Source organism: Paraburkholderia sp. MPAMCS5, from assembly GCF_036016995.1.
In the GTDB taxonomy this organism is placed as follows: Bacteria; Pseudomonadota; Gammaproteobacteria; order Burkholderiales; family Burkholderiaceae; genus Paraburkholderia.
This window is the reverse complement of the sequence record NZ_JAYXBK010000012.1, coordinates 44,071-61,292: the sequence shown is the minus strand read 5'-3', so window position 1 is coordinate 61,292 and position 17,222 is coordinate 44,071. Positions and strand designations below refer to the sequence as shown.

General features: G+C 62.6%; 13 protein-coding genes and 1 pseudogene. 6 read left to right on the top strand and 8 right to left on the bottom strand.

Features of this window, described 5'->3' with window-relative positions; genetic code table 11:
* Positions 1-29: 29 nt before the first annotated feature.
* Complete coding sequence (locus VOM14_RS23335; RefSeq protein ID WP_327631122.1) at positions 30-1,142, bottom strand: zinc-binding dehydrogenase; 1,113 nt, start codon at positions 1,140-1,142, stop codon at positions 30-32.
* A 59-nt stretch (positions 1,143-1,201) separates the two neighbouring features.
* On the bottom strand, positions 1,202-2,647 hold the full coding sequence (locus VOM14_RS23330; protein ID WP_327631121.1) for an aldehyde dehydrogenase family protein: 1,446 nt from the start codon (positions 2,645-2,647) through the stop codon (positions 1,202-1,204).
* Positions 2,648-2,817: 170 nt separating this feature from the next.
* Here VOM14_RS23330 and VOM14_RS23325 point away from each other — a divergent pair, with 170 nt between their 5' ends.
* The 3 genes from VOM14_RS23325 (at position 2,818) to VOM14_RS23315 (ending at position 5,973) form a co-directional block, all read left to right on the top strand.
* The gene (locus VOM14_RS23325) at positions 2,818-3,729 is read left to right on the top strand and encodes a LysR substrate-binding domain-containing protein (RefSeq protein WP_327631120.1); all 912 of its coding nucleotides are present in this window, start codon (positions 2,818-2,820) and stop codon (positions 3,727-3,729) included.
* 148 nt (positions 3,730-3,877) lie between these two features.
* Positions 3,878-5,035 carry a CaiB/BaiF CoA transferase family protein gene (locus VOM14_RS23320; RefSeq protein WP_327631119.1) on the top strand — a complete coding sequence of 386 codons (1,158 nt, stop codon included), beginning with the start codon at positions 3,878-3,880 and terminating at the stop codon, positions 5,033-5,035.
* Positions 5,032-5,973, top strand: coding sequence for an HpcH/HpaI aldolase/citrate lyase family protein (locus VOM14_RS23315; RefSeq protein WP_327631118.1), 942 nt, complete (start codon positions 5,032-5,034; stop codon positions 5,971-5,973). Before VOM14_RS23320 ends, VOM14_RS23315 begins: the two co-directional genes overlap by 4 nt.
* A gap of 46 nt (positions 5,974-6,019) precedes the next feature.
* On the opposite strand, the gene VOM14_RS23310 is transcribed toward VOM14_RS23315, so the two are convergent.
* Entirely contained in the window at positions 6,020-6,799 is a 780-nt protein-coding gene (locus VOM14_RS23310; protein WP_327631117.1) for an SDR family NAD(P)-dependent oxidoreductase, read from the bottom strand.
* A gap of 412 nt (positions 6,800-7,211) precedes the next feature.
* Positions 7,212-8,963, bottom strand: a complete 1,752-nt coding sequence (gene ggt, locus VOM14_RS23305; RefSeq protein WP_327631116.1) for a gamma-glutamyltransferase — start codon at positions 8,961-8,963, stop codon at positions 7,212-7,214.
* 354 nt (positions 8,964-9,317) lie between these two features.
* Between ggt and VOM14_RS23300 the strand changes: the two genes are divergently transcribed.
* On the top strand, positions 9,318-10,196 hold the full coding sequence (locus VOM14_RS23300; protein WP_327631115.1) for a MurR/RpiR family transcriptional regulator: 879 nt from the start codon (positions 9,318-9,320) through the stop codon (positions 10,194-10,196).
* 1 nt (position 10,197) lies between these two features.
* Here the strand turns inward: VOM14_RS23300 and VOM14_RS23295 are convergent.
* Together VOM14_RS23295 and VOM14_RS23290 are read right to left on the bottom strand one after the other, a co-directional pair.
* Positions 10,198-10,425 (bottom strand): annotated as a pseudogene (locus VOM14_RS23295) (hypothetical protein); the annotation flags it as partial.
* Between the two features lie 70 nt (positions 10,426-10,495).
* Entirely contained in the window at positions 10,496-12,037 is a 1,542-nt protein-coding gene (locus VOM14_RS23290; protein WP_327631114.1) for a carbohydrate porin, read from the bottom strand.
* Between the two features lie 1,446 nt (positions 12,038-13,483).
* Between VOM14_RS23290 and VOM14_RS23285 the strand changes: the two genes are divergently transcribed.
* A complete protein-coding gene (locus VOM14_RS23285; RefSeq protein WP_327631113.1) occupies positions 13,484-13,633 on the top strand; it encodes a hypothetical protein in 150 nt (49 codons plus the stop codon).
* A 111-nt stretch (positions 13,634-13,744) separates the two neighbouring features.
* Positions 13,745-15,406: an NRAMP family divalent metal transporter gene (locus VOM14_RS23280; protein WP_327631112.1), complete on the top strand. Its 1,662-nt coding sequence runs from the start codon at positions 13,745-13,747 to the stop codon at positions 15,404-15,406.
* Between the two features lie 134 nt (positions 15,407-15,540).
* Here VOM14_RS23280 and VOM14_RS23275 read toward each other — a convergent pair whose 3' ends face one another.
* The gene (locus VOM14_RS23275; RefSeq protein ID WP_327631111.1) at positions 15,541-16,461 is read right to left on the bottom strand and encodes a hypothetical protein; all 921 of its coding nucleotides are present in this window, start codon (positions 16,459-16,461) and stop codon (positions 15,541-15,543) included.
* A 118-nt stretch (positions 16,462-16,579) separates the two neighbouring features.
* Positions 16,580-17,176: an OmpA family protein gene (locus VOM14_RS23270; protein WP_327631110.1), complete on the bottom strand. Its 597-nt coding sequence runs from the start codon at positions 17,174-17,176 to the stop codon at positions 16,580-16,582.
* Between the last annotated feature and the right edge of the window lie 46 nt (positions 17,177-17,222).

The following is a 17,222-nucleotide window of genomic DNA, read 5'->3' as shown; positions in this document are numbered from 1 at the left end:
GTTTAGCCGGATTGGTCCGGCATCGTGCGTCAATCGACCGTGATGACCGGCTTGATCTCTTCGAAATTCTTCATGCGCGTGAGCGCGAGGTTCACCTGATCGAGCGTGTAGCGGCCCGAAATCATTTCGTGAAACGGAAACGCGTGCTGGTGCCTGTCGAGGAATTGCAACGCAAGCGAGTAGCTGCGCGCATCGCCGGAGAATGAACCGATCACCTGCAGGTTCTTCTTGACGATCATGGAAGGCTGCATCGACGTGGCCGCCTCGCCAAGCTGGCCGACCACCAGATAGCGTCCGCCCTTACGCGCCAGCGCGAGGCCCTCGGCGAATGCGGCGGGCACGCCGGTGAATTCCATCACGATGTCGGCGCCGCGTCCTTCCGTATGCGAGAGCACCGTGTCGAGCCGCTCGGCAGGCGTTGTGCCTTCGACGGGAATGCACACGTCCGCGCCGAAACGCTCCGCCATCTTCAGGCGCGGCTCCGGCGAACCGATCACGATGATCTTCTTCGCGCCGCGCACGCGCGCATTCGCCGTCGCCAGCAGACCGAGCGGACCCGCGCCCTGAATCAGCACGGTGTCGGTCGGCTCGATCTCGCCGATCTGCGAAAAGGCGTTCATCACCGAGCGCAACGCACAACTCGACAGGCTCGCCAGTTCGTTCGGCACCGAGTCCGGCACGCGCAGACGCCCCGCCTGCGGCAGGATATAGCCATACTGCGAGAAGCCGCCGAGCAGATACGGCGATTCCTCGACGTTCTCGTACATGTACGCGCGACGGTTCGTGCACAGCGTCGGTTTGCGGGCCGTCGTGCAGAAGTAGCAGCCGCCGCACGACGTGTGCGTATAGACGACGCGATCGCCGACCTTCAGCGGCGTGCCGACGGAATCGGTGCTCACGCCCGCGCCCGCGCGAATCACGCGGCCCACCATCTCATGCCCGATGATGACGGGCAGATTCACCTTCAGCGACAGCGAGCCTTGCCACAGATGAACATCCGTGCCGCAGATCGAGCACATTTCGATCTTGACGAGCGCGGCGTTCGGCTCGGTTTCGCGCGGCACGGGAACTTCCTCGATCGCGAGAGGCGCCTTGAATTCGCGTAGCACTGCGGCGCGGGAATAGTCGGGTACTGCCGTCATACGGACTGTCTCCTGATGATGTCCATGCGGTTGTTGTCGCGATGCGCGCTGGCGCGCGTTCAGTCGTGACGCAGCACGATGGTCTTCGCCACCGTGTATTCCTTCAACGCCTCGAGGCCCTTCTCGCGGCCATGGCCGCTGCGCTTCACGCCGCCAAACGGCAATTCGATGCCGCCGCCCGCACCATAGTTGTTGATGAACACCTGCCCCACGCGCAGCTTTTTCGCGACTCGCATCTGACGCGCGCCGTTCTCCGTCCACAACCCGGCGACGAGACCATAGGCCGTGCCATTGGCGATACGGATCGCCTCGTCTTCGTCGTCGAACGGAATGGCCGCGAGCACGGGTCCGAACACTTCGTCTTGCGCGAGTTCGTGCGTCGTCGGCACGGGACCGAATAGCGTCGGCAGCACGAAGTAACCGGTCTTCACCGCGCTGTCGTGAAGCGCGCCTTGCGCGATCACTTCGATACCATCGGCGCGCGCGCGATCGAGAAAGCCCTGCACTTTCTCCGCCTGCGTGCGGTTGATCACCGGCCCGCATTGCAGATCGGCCGCGGGCGCGCCGACTCGCACGGCCGACATGCGGTCCTTGAGCATCGCGGTAAAGCGCTCGTATGCCGAGCGCTGGATCAGCACGCGGCTGCCCGCCGAGCAGGTTTGCCCCGCGTTTTGCGTAATCACGCCGATAATGGTTTGCGCCGCGCGTTCGAAGTCGGCATCGTCGAACACGATTTGCGGCGACTTGCCGCCGAGTTCGAGCACGCACGGCACATGGTTTCTCGCGGCGGCTGTCTGGATCAGCGTGCCGACTTCGGGCGAGCCCGTGAACGACAGAAAGTCGATGTCCGGATGCTGCGAAAGTGCCGCGCCCGCCTCTTCGCCGAGGCCGGTCACGAGATTGAGCACGCCCGCCGGCAAACCCGCCTCATGCGCGAGCGCAGTCAGACGCGCGCAGCTCATGCTCGCGTCTTCCGCCGGCTTGAGCACGACCGTGTTGCCCGCGGCGAGCGCGGGCGCAACCGTGCGGCCGAACATCGAGGCCGGATAATTCCACGGAATAATCAGTCCGCAAACGCCGCGCGGCTCGCGCTGCACCGTCACCTGGTAGCCATCGAGAAACGGCAGCACGTCGCCGAGTATCTTGTCGGCGGCACCCGCGTAGAACTCGAAGTAACGCGCGGTCGCCCGGATGTCGGTGCGCGCCTGCGTGATCGGCTTGCCCGTGTCGCGCGCCTCGACCTGCGCCAGCTCTTCCACGTTCGCGAGAATCAGCGCGGACAGCTTCGCCATGATGCGGCCGCGCTCGAAGCCTGCCATCGTGGCCCACGTGCCTTGCAGCGCGCGGCGCGCCGCATCGACGGCGCGGTCGGCGTCGGCCTTGGCGCCGCGCGAAATCGCAGCGAAGGCTTCGCCGTCAGTGGGCGAGCGTACCTCGAGCACGGCTGCGGATTGGGCGCCCGTCCATGCGCCGTCGATGAAAAGAGTTTGGGCCTCGAATGGCATGCAGTGTCTCCTGTTCAGTTTTGCGGATAGGCTCTCAGGCTCGGCAAGCGTGACGAGCTGGGCCAAAAAAAGTATAGGGAGATCGATGCATCGGCAACAAATACGAATTGGCAATAGAACATATAATCGACACCTATACCCGCTCGCCGACCGGCAAGGAGACACATGCAATGGACATCCGGCAGATGCGTTATTTCGTTGCTTGCGTCGATGCAGGCAGTCTCTCGAAGGCCGCGCTCGCACTGTCCGTTTCCCAGCCGTCGCTCAGCCAGCAGATCGCGGAAATGGAAGACGATCTCGGCGTGCCCCTTCTCTTGCGCAGCTACTCGGGCGTCGCGCCCACCGATGCGGGCACCACGCTGTATCGTCATGCCATGTCCATCATCAAGCAGATCGACCAGATGCGCGGCGATGTCAAACGTGGCGAGCACAGTCTCTCGGGGCAAGTTGCCATCGGCCTGCCGACAAGCGTCGCCTCGATGCTCGCCGTGCCGCTGATCGAACGGATGCGGGCCGCTCAGCCCGGCATTCACCTGCAGATCTTCGAAAGCATGAGCGGGTATCTGAACGAATTGCTCGCGAATGGCCGGCTCGACTTCGCCGTGCTGTTTCGCGAAACGGAAACGCGCGGCGTGTCGGCCATTCCGCTTTTTCACGAGCGTCTTTGCGTGCACGGCGCATCCTGGGTCGGCAATCCGCGCGCGAAGTCCGTGCCGCTCGAATTGATGTCCGGCGTGCCGCTCGTGCTGCCCGGCAAGTCGCACGGTCTGCGGCTGCTCGTCGAGCGCGCCTTCGCGAGCGCCGCGCTGGACCTGAACGTCGTCGCCGATGTCGATTCGTTGCCGACCATGCTGGAACTCGCGCGTCGCGGCGAAGTGGCGACGATTCTCTCGGGCTTCCTCAACGTCGGCCGCAAAAAGGATCTGCTCACGCGCTACCTCGTGAATCCGACGCTCGAGCGCTCCGTCGCGCTGTGCCGCCTGAACGCCGTGCCGCAAACCGCCGCATCGCGCGCCGTGCAGGACTGTGTCCAGCAGATCGTCGCGGAGATGGCGCCCGCTTTCGCGAGCGCGGCGAACTGACCGAGAGGCTGTCACGACCGGTCTATTAGTCACGCCTATACCCCATAGTTTCAAACAGTATTTCCTCCTGACGAGTTTCACGCGCTAGCATTTTCCTGAGACGGCAACGCTGGCTGTCGTCGTAACTCGCATCATGAGGAGACAACGCATGTCGCTTCCGCTTTCGGGCATCACCGTGGTGTCGCTCGAACAGGCCATCGCCGCGCCGCTCGCTTCCCGCCATCTCGCCGACTGGGGCGCGCGCGTCATCAAGATCGAACGACCGGGCAGCGGCGATTTCTGTCGCGACTACGACAACGTGATGAACGGCATGTCGAGCCAGTTCGTCTGGACCAACCGGTCGAAGGAAAGCGTCGCGCTCGACATCAAGAGCGCGGACGGCGCGGCAGCACTCGAAGCGCTCCTCGAAACCGCCGACGTCTTCGTGCAGAATCTCGCGCCCGGCGCCGCCGCCAGGCTCGGGTTCGACGCGAAGTCGCTCGTCGCGCGTTTTCCGCGCCTCATTGCGTGCGACATCTCCGGCTACGGCAGCGGCGGCCCCTACAGCAGCAAGAAAGCGTATGACCTGCTGGTGCAATGCGAATCCGGCTTTCTCGCGATCAACGGCAGCGAAGCCGAGCCCGCGAAATGCGGCCTCGCCATCGCCGATATCGCCACGGGCATGTACGCGCTCAACGGCGTGCTGATGGCGCTTTATCATCGCGAACGCACCGGCCGCGGCACGGCGTTCGAGGTCTCGCTGTTCGATTCGATGACGGAGTGGATGAGCTACCCCGCGTACTACGCGACAGGCAGCGGCACGCCGCTCAAGCGCAACGGCATGCGTCACGCGACGATCGCGCCGTACGGTCCGTTCCGAACGGGCGATGGACGCAGCATCTTCTTCGGCATTCAGAACCAGCGCGAATGGGCATCGTTCTGTGAGATCGTGCTTGGCGACAAAGCGATCGCCGCCGACGCGCGCTACGCCACCAATCCTCAACGCCTTGCGAATCGCGACGCGCTCGAAGCGCTGATCGTCGAGCGCTTCGCGCAATGGGAAAGCAACGAGGTGCTGCGCCGTCTCGACGCGGCGGCTATCGCCAACGCGCGCATGAACTCCATTGAGGAGTTCGTCGATCATCCGCAAATTCGCGAACGCAGGCGCACGCGCGAAGTGCAATCGCCCGTGGGCACGCAAACCATGTTCATGCCGGCCATCACGATCGCCGGCGTCGAGCCCGCGATGAACGCGGTGCCCGCGGTCGGCGAACATACCGAACGCGTGCTGGCCGAACTCGCCACCCGCAAACGGAGCGCCGCATGAACCGCGCAACGACTCGCCTGACGCGCACCGTGCTCGCCGTGCCGGCGCACCGAAACCGTCTTGTGGAATCCGCCGCGCGTTCGGTTGCGGATGCCGTGTTTCTCGATCTCGAAGATGCCGTGCCCGAGCAGGAGAAGCACGCGGCGCTGCAATGCGCGTGCAGCGCATTGCGCAACCTGGACTGGGGCGACAAGACGGTGTTAGTGCGGGTGAATGCATATGGAAGCCGTTTCATCGAAGACGAAGTGCGCACGCTCGCGCCGCTCGCGCGGCTCGACTCGATACTCGTGCCCAAATCGGAACGTCCCGCCGAGATCGCGGACATCGCGCGCTGGATCGACGAAGCCGAAGGCGCCGCCCGCCGCGCTCCGCTCGACCTCGATCTGCTGATCGAGACGGCGCTCGGCCTCGTGATGGTCGAGTCGCTGGCGCAAAGCGCGCCGCGCATCGCGGCGCTGCATCTCGGCGTCGGCGATTTCGCGGGATCGATCGGCGCGCGCAGCGCGGAAATCGGCGGCTCGCCGGACGGCTATCGTCATACGTCGATCTCGCCGGGCGCGCGTTACGTCGAAACGCCGCTCGACCTGTTCGCCTACCCGATGATGCGCGTGCTCGTCGCCGCGCGCGCCTTCGGCTTGCTCGCGATCGACGGCCCATGCGGCGCGTACCGCGACGCGACGCTCACGCGAGCTTGGGCAGAGAAGGCAGCGGCACTCGGTTTCGACGGCAAGCAAGTGATTCACCCCTCACAAATCGACGCGACGCGCGACGCGTTTGCGCCATCGGCGGACGAACTCGCGTTCGCCATGCGCGTTGTCGAAGCGATGCGGCAAGCCGCGACCGAAGGCAAAGGCGCCGTATCGGTCGACGGCAAGATGATCGACTATGCCAACGTGCGGATGGCGCAACGCATCCTGATGCTTGGCGCAGCAAGCTGACGGAGCGCGCCCCGCAACGACGGTGTCGCGCGGCGCGTCGTCGCGCTCAGACCGCGCCCGCTCCCCACGCGAAGAAGCCGCCGTCCACGGGCAGCACGACGCCGCTCGTGTAGGCCGCTTCCTCCGATGCCAGATAACACACGGCGGCGGCGATTTCCGATGTCTTGCCATAGCGCTTCATCGGAATTGCGCGCGAATACTCTTCGCGGAACTGCTCGCTGTGCAGCGCTCTCGTCATCGGCGTATCGACTGGGCCGGGCGCAACCGCGTTTGCGGTGATGCCGTAGTCGCACAGTTCGACGGCCATCTGACGCGTCAGCGCGATCACCGCGCCTTTCGACGTGCCGTACGCAGTGCGCCCCTTGCCGACCGCGCGCATGCCCGCCACCGACGCGATATTGACGATGCGGCCCCAGCGGTTCCTGATCATCAGGCGCGCGGCATGTTGCGCGCACAACAGCGTGCCCGTGACGTTGACCTGCATCGTTTTAAGGAAGGTGTCGAGCGGGTAGTCGATGAACGGCACCAGCGTCGCGATCCCTGCGCAGTTGACTAGCACGTCGCAGCGTTCGTGCGTCTGCGCGATCGTCTCGAACGCGGCGGCAATCGATTCGGGACTGGACACATCCATCTGCGCAGCCGATACGGACAGGTCTTCGCGCCTGAGGGCGGCGGCCGTCTCTTCGGCGGCGTCCTTGTTGATGTCGGCCAGCACGACGCGATAGCCGCGTCTCGCGAGCTGCTCGGCACTGTCCGCCCCGATGCCCATTGCACCGCCCGTCACGACCGCCACGCGGCGTGTGCCGTTTCCGTTCGTCTGCTCCACGTTGTCTCCTGGTTGTTTGCGGCTCCCGCTCTTCACGGCTGCGGATCGTGTCACCGATGGCGGCCGGATTCGACAGGTGCTGTGCACCGTTGTCGTGAGGAAATTATCGGAGACACCTGGACACGGCTCAATGGATATTAAGGCTGGCTATTGTGAGGAAAAGTCAACGCGATGGTTGTGGAGCGCCATGAATCGCGGCGCCGGTGTCTCACGGCATCGCGCGAGACCGACATCAAATCTTCGCTTGAGGAGCGAACTCGGGCGCCTTGCGCGACCGAGGCCGCCGGATCGCGCGGACGCCGGCGGGTTGAACAGCGACCTGATTCAGAAAGTATCGCCGCGTGAATGCAACCGATGACAGGTGATCGAAAGAACCCGGTTGCAAACGCCGAACGCGGCGATACCGAGGCGATCAGTAGCCGATCGCCGATCCTGCGGGGCGCCGCGGGTCGTTGTAGCCGTAGTTCAGACCGATCCGCACATTGCCGGAAACCGAGGAGTCGTTGCCGGAACTCTGCCGGCTCGCCGCCTCGGTGCCGGGCAAACCGACGAGGATCAGTTCGGCTGCGCCCCACGGCGTCTGCTCGACCGTCTTGTAGCCCATTTTATGAAGGATCTCGAGCGTGTCCGGCGAGAGACCGTACGTTTCATAATCGACTTCGTCGGGCAGCCATTGATGGTGGATACGCGGCGCGTCGACGGCATCTTGCGGCGTCATCCCGTAGTCGATCACGTTCAGGGCCGTCTGCAGCGTGATCGTGATGATGCGCGAGCCGCCCGGCGAGCCGAGCACCATGAACACCTTGCCGTCCTTCTTCACGATGGTCGGCGCCATCGACGACAGCGGACGCTTGCCCGGCGCGATCGAGTTCCGCGTGCCCTGCACGAGACCGAACATGTTCTGCGCGCCGACCTTCACGGTGAAGTCGTCCATTTCGTCGTTCAGGAAGAAGCCCGTGCCCGGCACGATGACCACGGCGCCGAAGCGTCCATTGACCGTATAGGTCGTCGAGACAGCGTTGCCGTCGCGGTCGATGATCGAATAGTGCGTCGTTTCCGGCTTCTCGTGCACGCCGACACCAGGCTGCACGTCGACCGACGCCGTTGCCGTGTTGCCGTCGATGCGCTGGCGGATTTCCTCCGCATATTCCTTGCTGGTCAGCTTCGCGACCGGATTGTCGATGAAATTCGGATCGCCGAGCAGCGTGTTGCGGTCTTCGTACGAATGCCGCATCGCTTCCGTCATGTAGTGAACCGCCGACGCGGAATGGTAGCCGAGCTTGCGCATGTCATACCCTTCCAGAATGTTCAGCGTCTCGCACATCGTCACGCCGCCTGAACTCGGAGGCGGCGCCGACACGAACTCATAGCCGCGATACGTGCATTTCAGCGGCGCCATGTCCTGCGCGTGGTACGAGGCGAAATCATGAGCCGTGATCAGACCGCCGCCTTGCTTCGCAGCCGCCTCAACGGTTTTCGGAATTTCGCCGTGATAGAACGCATCCGGACCTTGCTCCGAGATACGCTCCAGCGTGCGCGCGAGATCCTTCTGAACGAGCCGGTCGCCCGGTTGCAGCGGCGTGCCGTCGGGCCGCAGGAAAATGCGCGCCGCGTCCGGGTCCGTCTTGAATCGCTCGATGGTCGTGTCGAGGATGTCCGTATCGGCGCGCGTCAGCACGAAGCCGTCGCGCGCGAGCCGGATCGCCGGCGCCATCACCTGCTTGCGCGTGAGCTTGCCGTACTTGCTCTGCGCGAGATCGAGGCCGGCGACCGTACCCGGCACCCCGACGGCGCGATAGCCGTAAAGGCTTTCGTTCGGGCGGACATTGCCCGATGCATCGAGATACATGTTTGCCGACGCCGCGGCCGGCGCGGTCTCGCGGAAATTGATGAAGCGGTCGCGGCCGTCGGCCAGGTGAACCGTCATAAAGCCGCCGCCGCCGATATTGCCGCAGCACGGATTGGTCACCGCCTGCGCGTAGCCGACGGCCACGGCCGCGTCGACCGCATTGCCGCCTTTCTTCAGGATCGCGATGCCGATTTCCGATGCGAGATGCTGCGAGGACACGACCATGCCGTTCTTCGCTTCGACAGCGGGTTCCGAAGCGGCGAACGCACACACGTGCATGGCCGATAACAGGGTGAGTACAACGAGCCGCCTCATGAAAATCCTCCTGGAAAAACGAGGCCCGCAATGCGTCGTCGCGCATGAACAAGGATGCCGCCGCCCGAGCCTCGATGTAATGAACAATACATTTATTCGGGGATGCGATCTTAACATTCGTATTTTTAGGCCGCCATATCGGGTAAATACTCAATTTCCAGCAATTTTCTTGCGACCTACTCCAGATGCATGTATGTTTCGTTACATATACTCACGGACGATTCGCGTCGCGCGATGTTCTGCTCCGATTTTTGACGGTTGTCGATTCGTCGCCGGGCAATCGGCTAACATGCGCGGAATCGCCGGCGCGACGCAACGTCTGCCGTTTCATCACGAGAAAAGTTGGAGAGCCCGATGGGCACGAGCATCAGGGCGTTGCTGCTATCCCAGATGGATACCTTCACGCCGTCGGAACAAAAGGTCGCGCAGGCCCTGCTGGATCGCTATCCGAGCCTGGGACTCGGGCCCATCGCGAGCTTCGCCAAACAGGCGGAAGTCAGCGATCCGACGGTTTTCCGCTTTGTCGTCCGGATAGGTTTTCCGAACTACTCGTCGTTCCAGCAGGCGCTATACGGCGAAATCGACACCGCGATGAATTCGCCGCTTGCGCGCATGGATGCGTTCCATTCCAGTTCCGGCACGCGCGAGAGCCATGCGGGGATTTTCCGGCAGCTCTCCCAGTCGCTCGCGACCACCATCGAAGGGCTCGACGCGGCAGCATTCGACAAGGCCGTGACGCTGCTGGCCACGCCGGACATCCGCGTTTTTTGCGGCGGTGGGCGCTACACGGCGCCGCTCGCGTCGCTGTTTGCCTTCACGCTGGCCTACGCGCGGCCACATGTTCAGTATGTCGAAGCAAATGTGAACCTCGCCTCGCTCGCGCTGGCGGACATGGGGCGCGACGACGTCCTCGTCATTTTCGATTTTCGCCGCTATCAGAAAGACAGCCTTCGGTTCGCGAAAGCCGCGCACCGGCTCGGCGCCCGGATTCTGCTCATCACCGACGAATGGCTGTCGCCGATCGGCGAGATTGCCGACATCGTGCTGCAAATTCTGGGGCGCCCTTTCGCGATGCTGCAGACCAACGTGCCCGCGCTAGCACTCGCCGAAGCGCTGGTCATTAGCGTGACGAACCGGCTCCCCGAACTGGCGCGCCAGCGCATGGAAAAGATCGAAAACCTGAACACGGGCGGCATCGAGCAGGACACCAACCGGCGGGATTTGCCCGAATGAGCGTCACCGACGCCCCGTAGCGCGCACCATGGGTCGGTTTGAGCGCCGCCGTCCTGATGTCGCCGGCGGGAATCGGAAACTGCGTACTGGCGAGTAATCCCGACGCGATCGCCTTGTACGTCCACTTCGGCTGATTCAGATCGAACACGTCCGTCATCGGGCCCTGAGTCGCGCCGAAAAGTCCGAGGTGGTCGAGACCCAGCACCTCGGTGATCGTGCGGATCACGCTCCGGGCCTGTTCGCCAAATCGCCAAATCGCCAAATCACCGACAAGCCCGGACACCTGGGGCATCAAGCCATCAGAACGTCACCACCGTCCGCAATCCGGCCACGGTCTCATTGCCGATGCGCGCACCATGGTTGTTCGGATCAGGAATGCCGCCGCCCGGACGGAAGATGTACTGGAGTTCGCCCTGCAACTGCCACCACGGCGCGATCTGGTATTGGTACGTCGCCTCGATCACCGTCTCCGCCGACCGCACGGGATAGCCCGGCGTGCGGAAGGCCGCAATGTCGCGATCGAGCGCGCTTGCGCTCGAACTAACGTTCGCGTAGCTGAGCGCGAGCCCGGCCGAGTCGTTATCCCGGCCCTTGAAGGGAGCTTTGAGCACGACTCCCGCATTGATATTGAAGTCGAGCAGGTTGCGCTCGCCCGGCGCGCCCATCACACGTGTGAACACACCTATTGATTGAGGACTGTCGGCACTCGGGCGCCACACCATCTGGTCCGCGACGGCGTAAATGCTGAAGTTACCGCGATGCGAAGCCGGTACGCCGTTCGACGCCGGACTCGCGAGCGAGATGCCATTTGTGTCGAGGTGCTGGTCCGCGAAACGGTTGTTGTTGTACCAGAAGCCCAGCTTATAGGTGCCGGGGAGCCCGTTCGGCTGTGTCGCACCGGAACCGCCTGACGATGGCGGATGGATCGCGTACTGGATCTCGCCGATGATCATTGCGCCGTTGTGCAGGTTGAACTGCGTACCGTTGGCGTTCAACTGCTGCGGGTCTCCGTTGCCCGGAGCCGGGTTGCCGTCGAAGATTCCGCCGAGAATCGTGATCGAATCAGTGGGCTTGAACCGCACGCGCACGCCGAGCGACGACAGCGGATAGGCCGGCCCGCCCGCAAGCGAGGCAGTGGCAGCCAGAACGGGCCAGCCGAATGTCGCGTTCGCGAACGTGCTGGCGTATTGGCTGATGATGAATTCCTGATCGAGGCTCTGCTGGCCGATCCTGACGTCGAATTTATCGCTGAGCGCCTGCTGGTACCAGAGTTCCCACAAACGCGTCGTCGCTTCGGCCTCGACGCCGCTCACGGCTTGCAGCGAATTCAGGCGTGCTGCCGTGATGCCGTGTCCGTGGATCTGCAAGGCATCGACGAAAAAAGTACCGCCCTTCAGGCCGAACGCCTTGCCGGTGTCGACGCTGAGGCCGAATTGCGTGGCGCCGTTATACGAAGCGCCCTTCGTGATACCGCCGGAGAAGTTACCGTAGAGTTCGCTGGTCTCCTGAGCGCTGAAAGTGACACCGTGGTCGCCCAGCAGCGTGCGCAGTCCGCCCATGTCGTCAAGCAGATTGGAGCGCTCCCAGAAACCGGCCGGCGCGGCGGGAGTGTCGGTCGGTGTGGGAGTTGCGTCGGCGTTCGCGGCTGGGTCGGCGTTCTGACTGATGGTTGTAGCGGTCGCTGACCCGGACTGTGCGTACGCGGGCGCGCTCGCATTGCTGGCCAGCGCTATTACGAGCGCTGCGGCGACGCGGGCCGGTTTGAGGCGCGAGGACGGACCGGAGAGGCACAGCGTGTCGATGTCGCTGCCATTGTGTGTGGGCGTGCCAAAGGAAATCATTTTTCTTCTCTTCTGATAAACGAACTGATGAATAGGCGATGCGCAACAAAGGAGTGTTCCGTGCCGGCTGGCTGCGGGACCGCAGTTGGGTGAATGTGCACTCGCGACGGCGCCCCGCTCGGCCGGGCCACAATGCAGCCCGCGATTTGCTTTCGCGATGTCGTGGCGCGACGGAATTGGCCGTCGCGCTGCGTCGCCTGTGCGGATGCTTGTGTGCTGCGAGAGCTGGCCGTGCCGGCCGAGTTCGAGGCGATGTGCGACGCCCGGCGACGCACGCAGGTAAGCGCGCGAGACGCGCAGAAAGCGTTCGATATGCATGAGTTGACTCCCGTCAAGCCCGGGCAAGCCGGGCAACGTTCGATAAGCGACGCGCAGGCAGCGAGGTCAAGCGCTGCTGTCCGCGTTCTTACGCAAAAAAAGGGAGCGAGCTACAGACGGGCCGCCTGGACGGTCCTGAAGAAGCGCGCTGACCCGGCAATCCGAGTCAGCGGCGGGAAGGAAAATCCGGCGTCGCTAACGCGCGATTGCAGTCCGAGTGCCGGCACAGGCCGGCGGACAAGATCGACTGCTAGAGCTTGCGTCCACGAAGGACTCTCCTGTTTTTAAGACAGGGCGGATTCTATTCGCGCCGTCTGTGAACGCGCAAGTAGAAATTGCCATGTAGTGCTTAGCAGCCTGAAGGTCGATGCCGAACGCACACGCCCTTGTCAGATCGAGTGCATTCAGGAAGGAACGCACGCGATCTGGCAAGCGTGGCACAGGTGCAACACACGGCATGCCTCCGAAACGTAAGAGGTATCCAATCGTTTCGGATCCACGACAAGTAACGGATTCGAAAGAAAAATGTCCAAAAAATTCATTGACTCTTTTCAGGCGCCGTCACTAGAATTCGCGTGTTTCCACGAAAGGGGCAAAAGCCTTGGACAGTTGCAGTAGTCGACCTTCGAAATGTTTTTCTGCCTGACCGGCACGACGCCCGCCTGGATTCTTCCTTAGCCGCCGTCCTGCCAGCAGGCAGACGGTGCGCGCCGCAGTAGCTTTCACAGTAGCTTCCGCAGTTCTTCCCCCGCGCACATTTTCAATTGGCCGCCGTCGTTGACGCGTGCGTTGTCACGCATTGGTCGACGCGACACGGCGCATCGAGCCGTTGGCTCGCGGCGCTGCCTTTTCGCGCTGTTTCCGTGCACGCCATGCCGTGCGGAGGCAGCGTGCGGTTAAACACGTCCGCCGTTCCCAGCCGGACGCAACGTCAGAGGAGTTCGCGATGCCAGACCCAGAGCCTCGTCCCCGCTCGACTCACCGTGCGTTCTCGCTGAACGCCGCTCGATTCGCCTGACATCTGGCCAGATACGTTCCTCCCGCACGCCCGGGCATTTCGCCTCGCGTGAAGTGAAACGAAAACGGGCCTGATTAAAGGCGTCACGTTTCAAGTTTGGAGGAATCACCATGCACTTCGCTCTGCTTGTTGGACAACTGCCACGCGTCGAAGAAGCTCGCGCGCACTACAACGACATGCTGACGCTCGGCGCCCGCTCGCGCGCGTCGGCCGGCGTGTTCGCCGCCGCCTGGACGGCGCTCAAAAAGCTCGCCCGCTGACAAGGTCCGGCGTGGCCTGCTGCCTGTCCACTGCTTAAACATTGGCAGGCAGCGCACAGTGCCACGTCCCGATCGCCGATTTCACGAATCCTCGTCAAGGAACAAATAAAAATGTCCACCACACCCGCAGATCTCACGCAGCGCCGCACTGCCGTGCTCGACGACGCGCACGTCGGCGATATCAAAGGCGCCCTCGGCACGATCGCCCATGACGACACCGCCTCGCGCAGCAACTGGATGGCACGTATTCGCACGCTGCTCGCCATTCTTGGCCCCGGTCTCATCGTCATGGTCGGCGACAACGACGCCGGCGCTTTTGGCACGTATACGCAAGCCGGCCAGAACTACGGCACGTCGCTGCTCTGGACGCTCGCCCTGCTGATCCCCGTTCTCTACGTGAATCAGGAAATGGTGCTGCGCCTCGGCGCCGTGACCGGCGTCGGCCATGCACGGCTTATCTTCGAACGCTTCGGCAAGTTCTGGGGTGCCTTCAGCGTCATCGACCTCTTCCTGCTCAATGCGCTCACGATCGTCACCGAGTTCATCGGCATCACGTTTGCGCTCGACTTCCTCGGCGTCTCGAAGGTGCTCGGCGTCTGCATCGCCGCCGTGCTGACGATGGCCGCGGTCAGCACGGGCGACTTCCGCCGCTTCGAACGCTTCGCGATCGTGCTATGCCTGTTGAGCCTGTTGCCGGTCCCGGTGCTCGTGTCGATTCATCCGCCTGCCGGCGTCATCGCGCGCGACTTTTTCATGCCCACATGGCCGAAAAATTCGAAGCTCTCCGACGTGATGCTGCTCGTGATCGGCATCGTCGGCACGACGGTCGCGCCATGGCAACTGTTCTTCCAGCAAAGCTACGTGATCGACAAGCGCATCACGCCGCGCTTCATGAAATACGAAAAGGCGGACCTGTGGATCGGCATCGCGTTCGTGATCGTCGGCGCCGTGGCGATGATGGCCTTCACCGCTGCGCTATTTCACGGCAAGCCCGAGTCCGGCACCTTCACCGATGCAGCCGGCGTGATCGCCGGCTTGCACAAGTATGTCGGCGAGACGTCGGCAACGATCTTTGCCGTGGCGCTTCTCGACGCGTCGATCATCGGCGCTGCCGCCGTTTCACTTTCGACGGCCTACGCGATAGGCGATGTCTTCAAGGTCAAGCATTCGCTGCACCGTGGCGTACTCGATGCAAAGGGCTTCTATCTCGTCTATTTCGGCATCGTCGCGCTCGCTGCCGCTCTTGTGCTGTTGCCCGGCAGTCCGCTTGGCCTGCTGACCGAAGCGGTGCAGACGCTGGCCGGCGTGCTGTTGCCGAGCGCCACTGTGTTTTTGCTGCTGCTTTGCAATGACAAGGCCGTGCTGGGACCGTGGGTGAACTCCAGAAAGCTGAATGTATTTACGGGCGCCGTGATCGCCGTGCTGGTGATTCTCTCCATCATCCTGACGGCCGCCACCGTGTATCCGGACATCAGCGGCGCGACGATCGTCGCGATTCTCGCAGGGGGTTGCGGGCTGGCGGTGTCCGTGTACGCCGCTCTCGAAATCTCCCGTCAATCGCGCGGCGCGGCTACCGTCAATGAGGCGTCGGCAGTCGATAAGCGAGCGCTCAAGGCGTTGCGCAACACGTGGCGCATGGCGCCGCTCGACCAACTGCCTGCACCGCAGCACCTGAGCTTGTCGACGCGCGTGTGGATGGGCGTGCTGCGCACCTATCTGCTCGTCGCAGTAGGGCTTGTCATTGTGAAGGTCGTGCAGATGGCGACTCACTAAAGCGGCTGGGCGGCACAACGGACGTGCGAGCGTGACTGACCACCCCGCTGGGGGGTGGTCGCTATCGTAGCCGGGACGCTTTTTTTATGTTGACGGGTCAGTCGTGAGTCGTACGCGCGATGATGCCTGGATCGCTACTTCTTTTGCAATTTGCCGTCAGTAGGGAGAAACGTCTGAAAGTGCAAATTGGTTCCAGTGGAAACCTCCACTGTGCCCCACGTTTTACTGCCAACCTGGTGAACGAGCACGCTGTTCTTTAAGAAATTCCTGTTGTCCCGGAAGATCAGCGTGGCAGTTCTCCCCGAGAAACCGGCGAACATCGCACCCTCGAAATCACCCAGATTCACATTAAGCGAGCACGGAACTCTCAGGATGAAATGCGTGGGCGGGCCATCGCACTTTGGATTGCCGAGACCCTTGAACCCGAGGCCGGCACCCTCATAGTGAAACATCGCCGTATCGCCGGAGTTCCTGTCAGTGATTTCAAAATCGGCCTCTACGAGGCTCATTTTGCCGACGTTCCCGCCCGGTATCGAAGAAGGCCATTTCGAGTGTTCAGAATAAGAGGTCAGCCTGATCTGAAATGGCTTCTCTATATAACCGGTACATGGACCGGGATCTTCTCGCCGCTTGGGTTGCGAGCCGAAAATCCACATTTCTGTTGCTCGCCAATATCCTGAGTTGTTGTCCACGCCACCCGTGCTTTCGGAGTCCCCTTTTGCCTGTTCGACTTTTACTATCGAAGCATCACACCAGCGTTCTATATGATGCTTCAGCGATTCGCATCGCCTGAATGAAAGCCCGTGATTGTCATAGTGATGCACGGTGCCGCGGTGCGATGCATAGCCGTAAATGTCAATCCATGAGTGTTCCAACGTCCTTAAGACGCGAGGCACATGGGCATCCAGCCATATTTTATGGTTGCCGATCAGGCTGTCCTGGCCGGTTTTGAAATTGGTCAGGCGCACCGCCAACTTCGCGACAGTTCCATCCAGAGCCGTAGGGTTAGAGATTGGCCGAACATCCCGATCATCATCTTCAGCATCACCAGACATCTATACCTCCTCGTTCGGTTCGCGCCAAAAACCGCCTCGGCCGCCTTTCAACAAGCCGCCACTGCGCATCCACAGGAAGAGATCTTTCCAACGCAGCAAGCGGTATCCCGCAACCGCGCTATTCCGTCACCGTGACGATCGTCACGCGACGATTCTCCGGCGCAGTCGGATTGCGTTGATTCAGCGGTTCGGTAGAACCCTTGCCGACCGATGACAAACGCTCGGGCGCAATGCGGTCCTTCTGTGTCAGGTACTGCACCACTGCGGCGGCACGGTCTGCGGAGAGCTTCATGTTGGCATCCGCCGCGCCGCGCGGATCGGCGTGGCCCTCGACGCGAAACCGGTACGCCGCCAGCTGGTCCGATTGCAGCGCGCGCGCCACTTTGTCGAGCGCTGCCTGCGCGCTGTCGGTGAGCGTCGACGAATTGGTGGTGAACGTAATGAGCATCTGTGCCGAAGGCTTTCGCGCGGCAGCCGAAGATTTCGGCGCCGCGCCTGGCGGTCTGTTCGACAACACAAAGCCTCGCGTCACAATGTTGTCGCCCGTCTGGTCCGGCATGAGCGCCTTCGTCACCGACTTCTCGCTGATGTCCCGTTCCTTCATGACAGGATCTTCAGCGTAGGCAATGCGGCACACGGTCATGCCGAGCAGCATCGCGACACAGATGCCGCGCGTGATCCGCGCAAGCAAAGCACAACTGGCAAAGACTGACATACGGCAATCTCCGAAGAATTCACTAACCAGAGCCCTGCCCCATTCG

Bases quoted from the DNA above. Each gene is read 5' to 3' on its own strand.
- VOM14_RS23335 (WP_327631122.1), bottom strand. From the start codon at position 1,142: ATGACGGCAGTACCCGACTATTCCCGCGCCGCAGTGCTACGCGAATTC.
- VOM14_RS23330 (WP_327631121.1), bottom strand. From the start codon at position 2,647: ATGCCATTCGAGGCCCAAACTCTTTTCATCGACGGCGCATGGACGGGC.
- VOM14_RS23325 (WP_327631120.1), top strand. From the start codon at position 2,818: ATGGACATCCGGCAGATGCGTTATTTCGTTGCTTGCGTCGATGCAGGC.
- VOM14_RS23320 (WP_327631119.1), top strand. From the start codon at position 3,878: ATGTCGCTTCCGCTTTCGGGCATCACCGTGGTGTCGCTCGAACAGGCC.
- VOM14_RS23315 (WP_327631118.1), top strand. From the start codon at position 5,032: ATGAACCGCGCAACGACTCGCCTGACGCGCACCGTGCTCGCCGTGCCG.
- ggt (WP_327631116.1), bottom strand. From the start codon at position 8,963: ATGAGGCGGCTCGTTGTACTCACCCTGTTATCGGCCATGCACGTGTGT.
- VOM14_RS23300 (WP_327631115.1), top strand. From the start codon at position 9,318: ATGGGCACGAGCATCAGGGCGTTGCTGCTATCCCAGATGGATACCTTC.
- VOM14_RS23290 (WP_327631114.1), bottom strand. From the start codon at position 12,037: ATGATTTCCTTTGGCACGCCCACACACAATGGCAGCGACATCGACACG.
- VOM14_RS23285 (WP_327631113.1), top strand. From the start codon at position 13,484: ATGCACTTCGCTCTGCTTGTTGGACAACTGCCACGCGTCGAAGAAGCT.
- VOM14_RS23280 (WP_327631112.1), top strand. From the start codon at position 13,745: ATGTCCACCACACCCGCAGATCTCACGCAGCGCCGCACTGCCGTGCTC.
- VOM14_RS23275 (WP_327631111.1), bottom strand. From the start codon at position 16,461: ATGTCTGGTGATGCTGAAGATGATGATCGGGATGTTCGGCCAATCTCT.
- VOM14_RS23270 (WP_327631110.1), bottom strand. From the start codon at position 17,176: ATGTCAGTCTTTGCCAGTTGTGCTTTGCTTGCGCGGATCACGCGCGGC.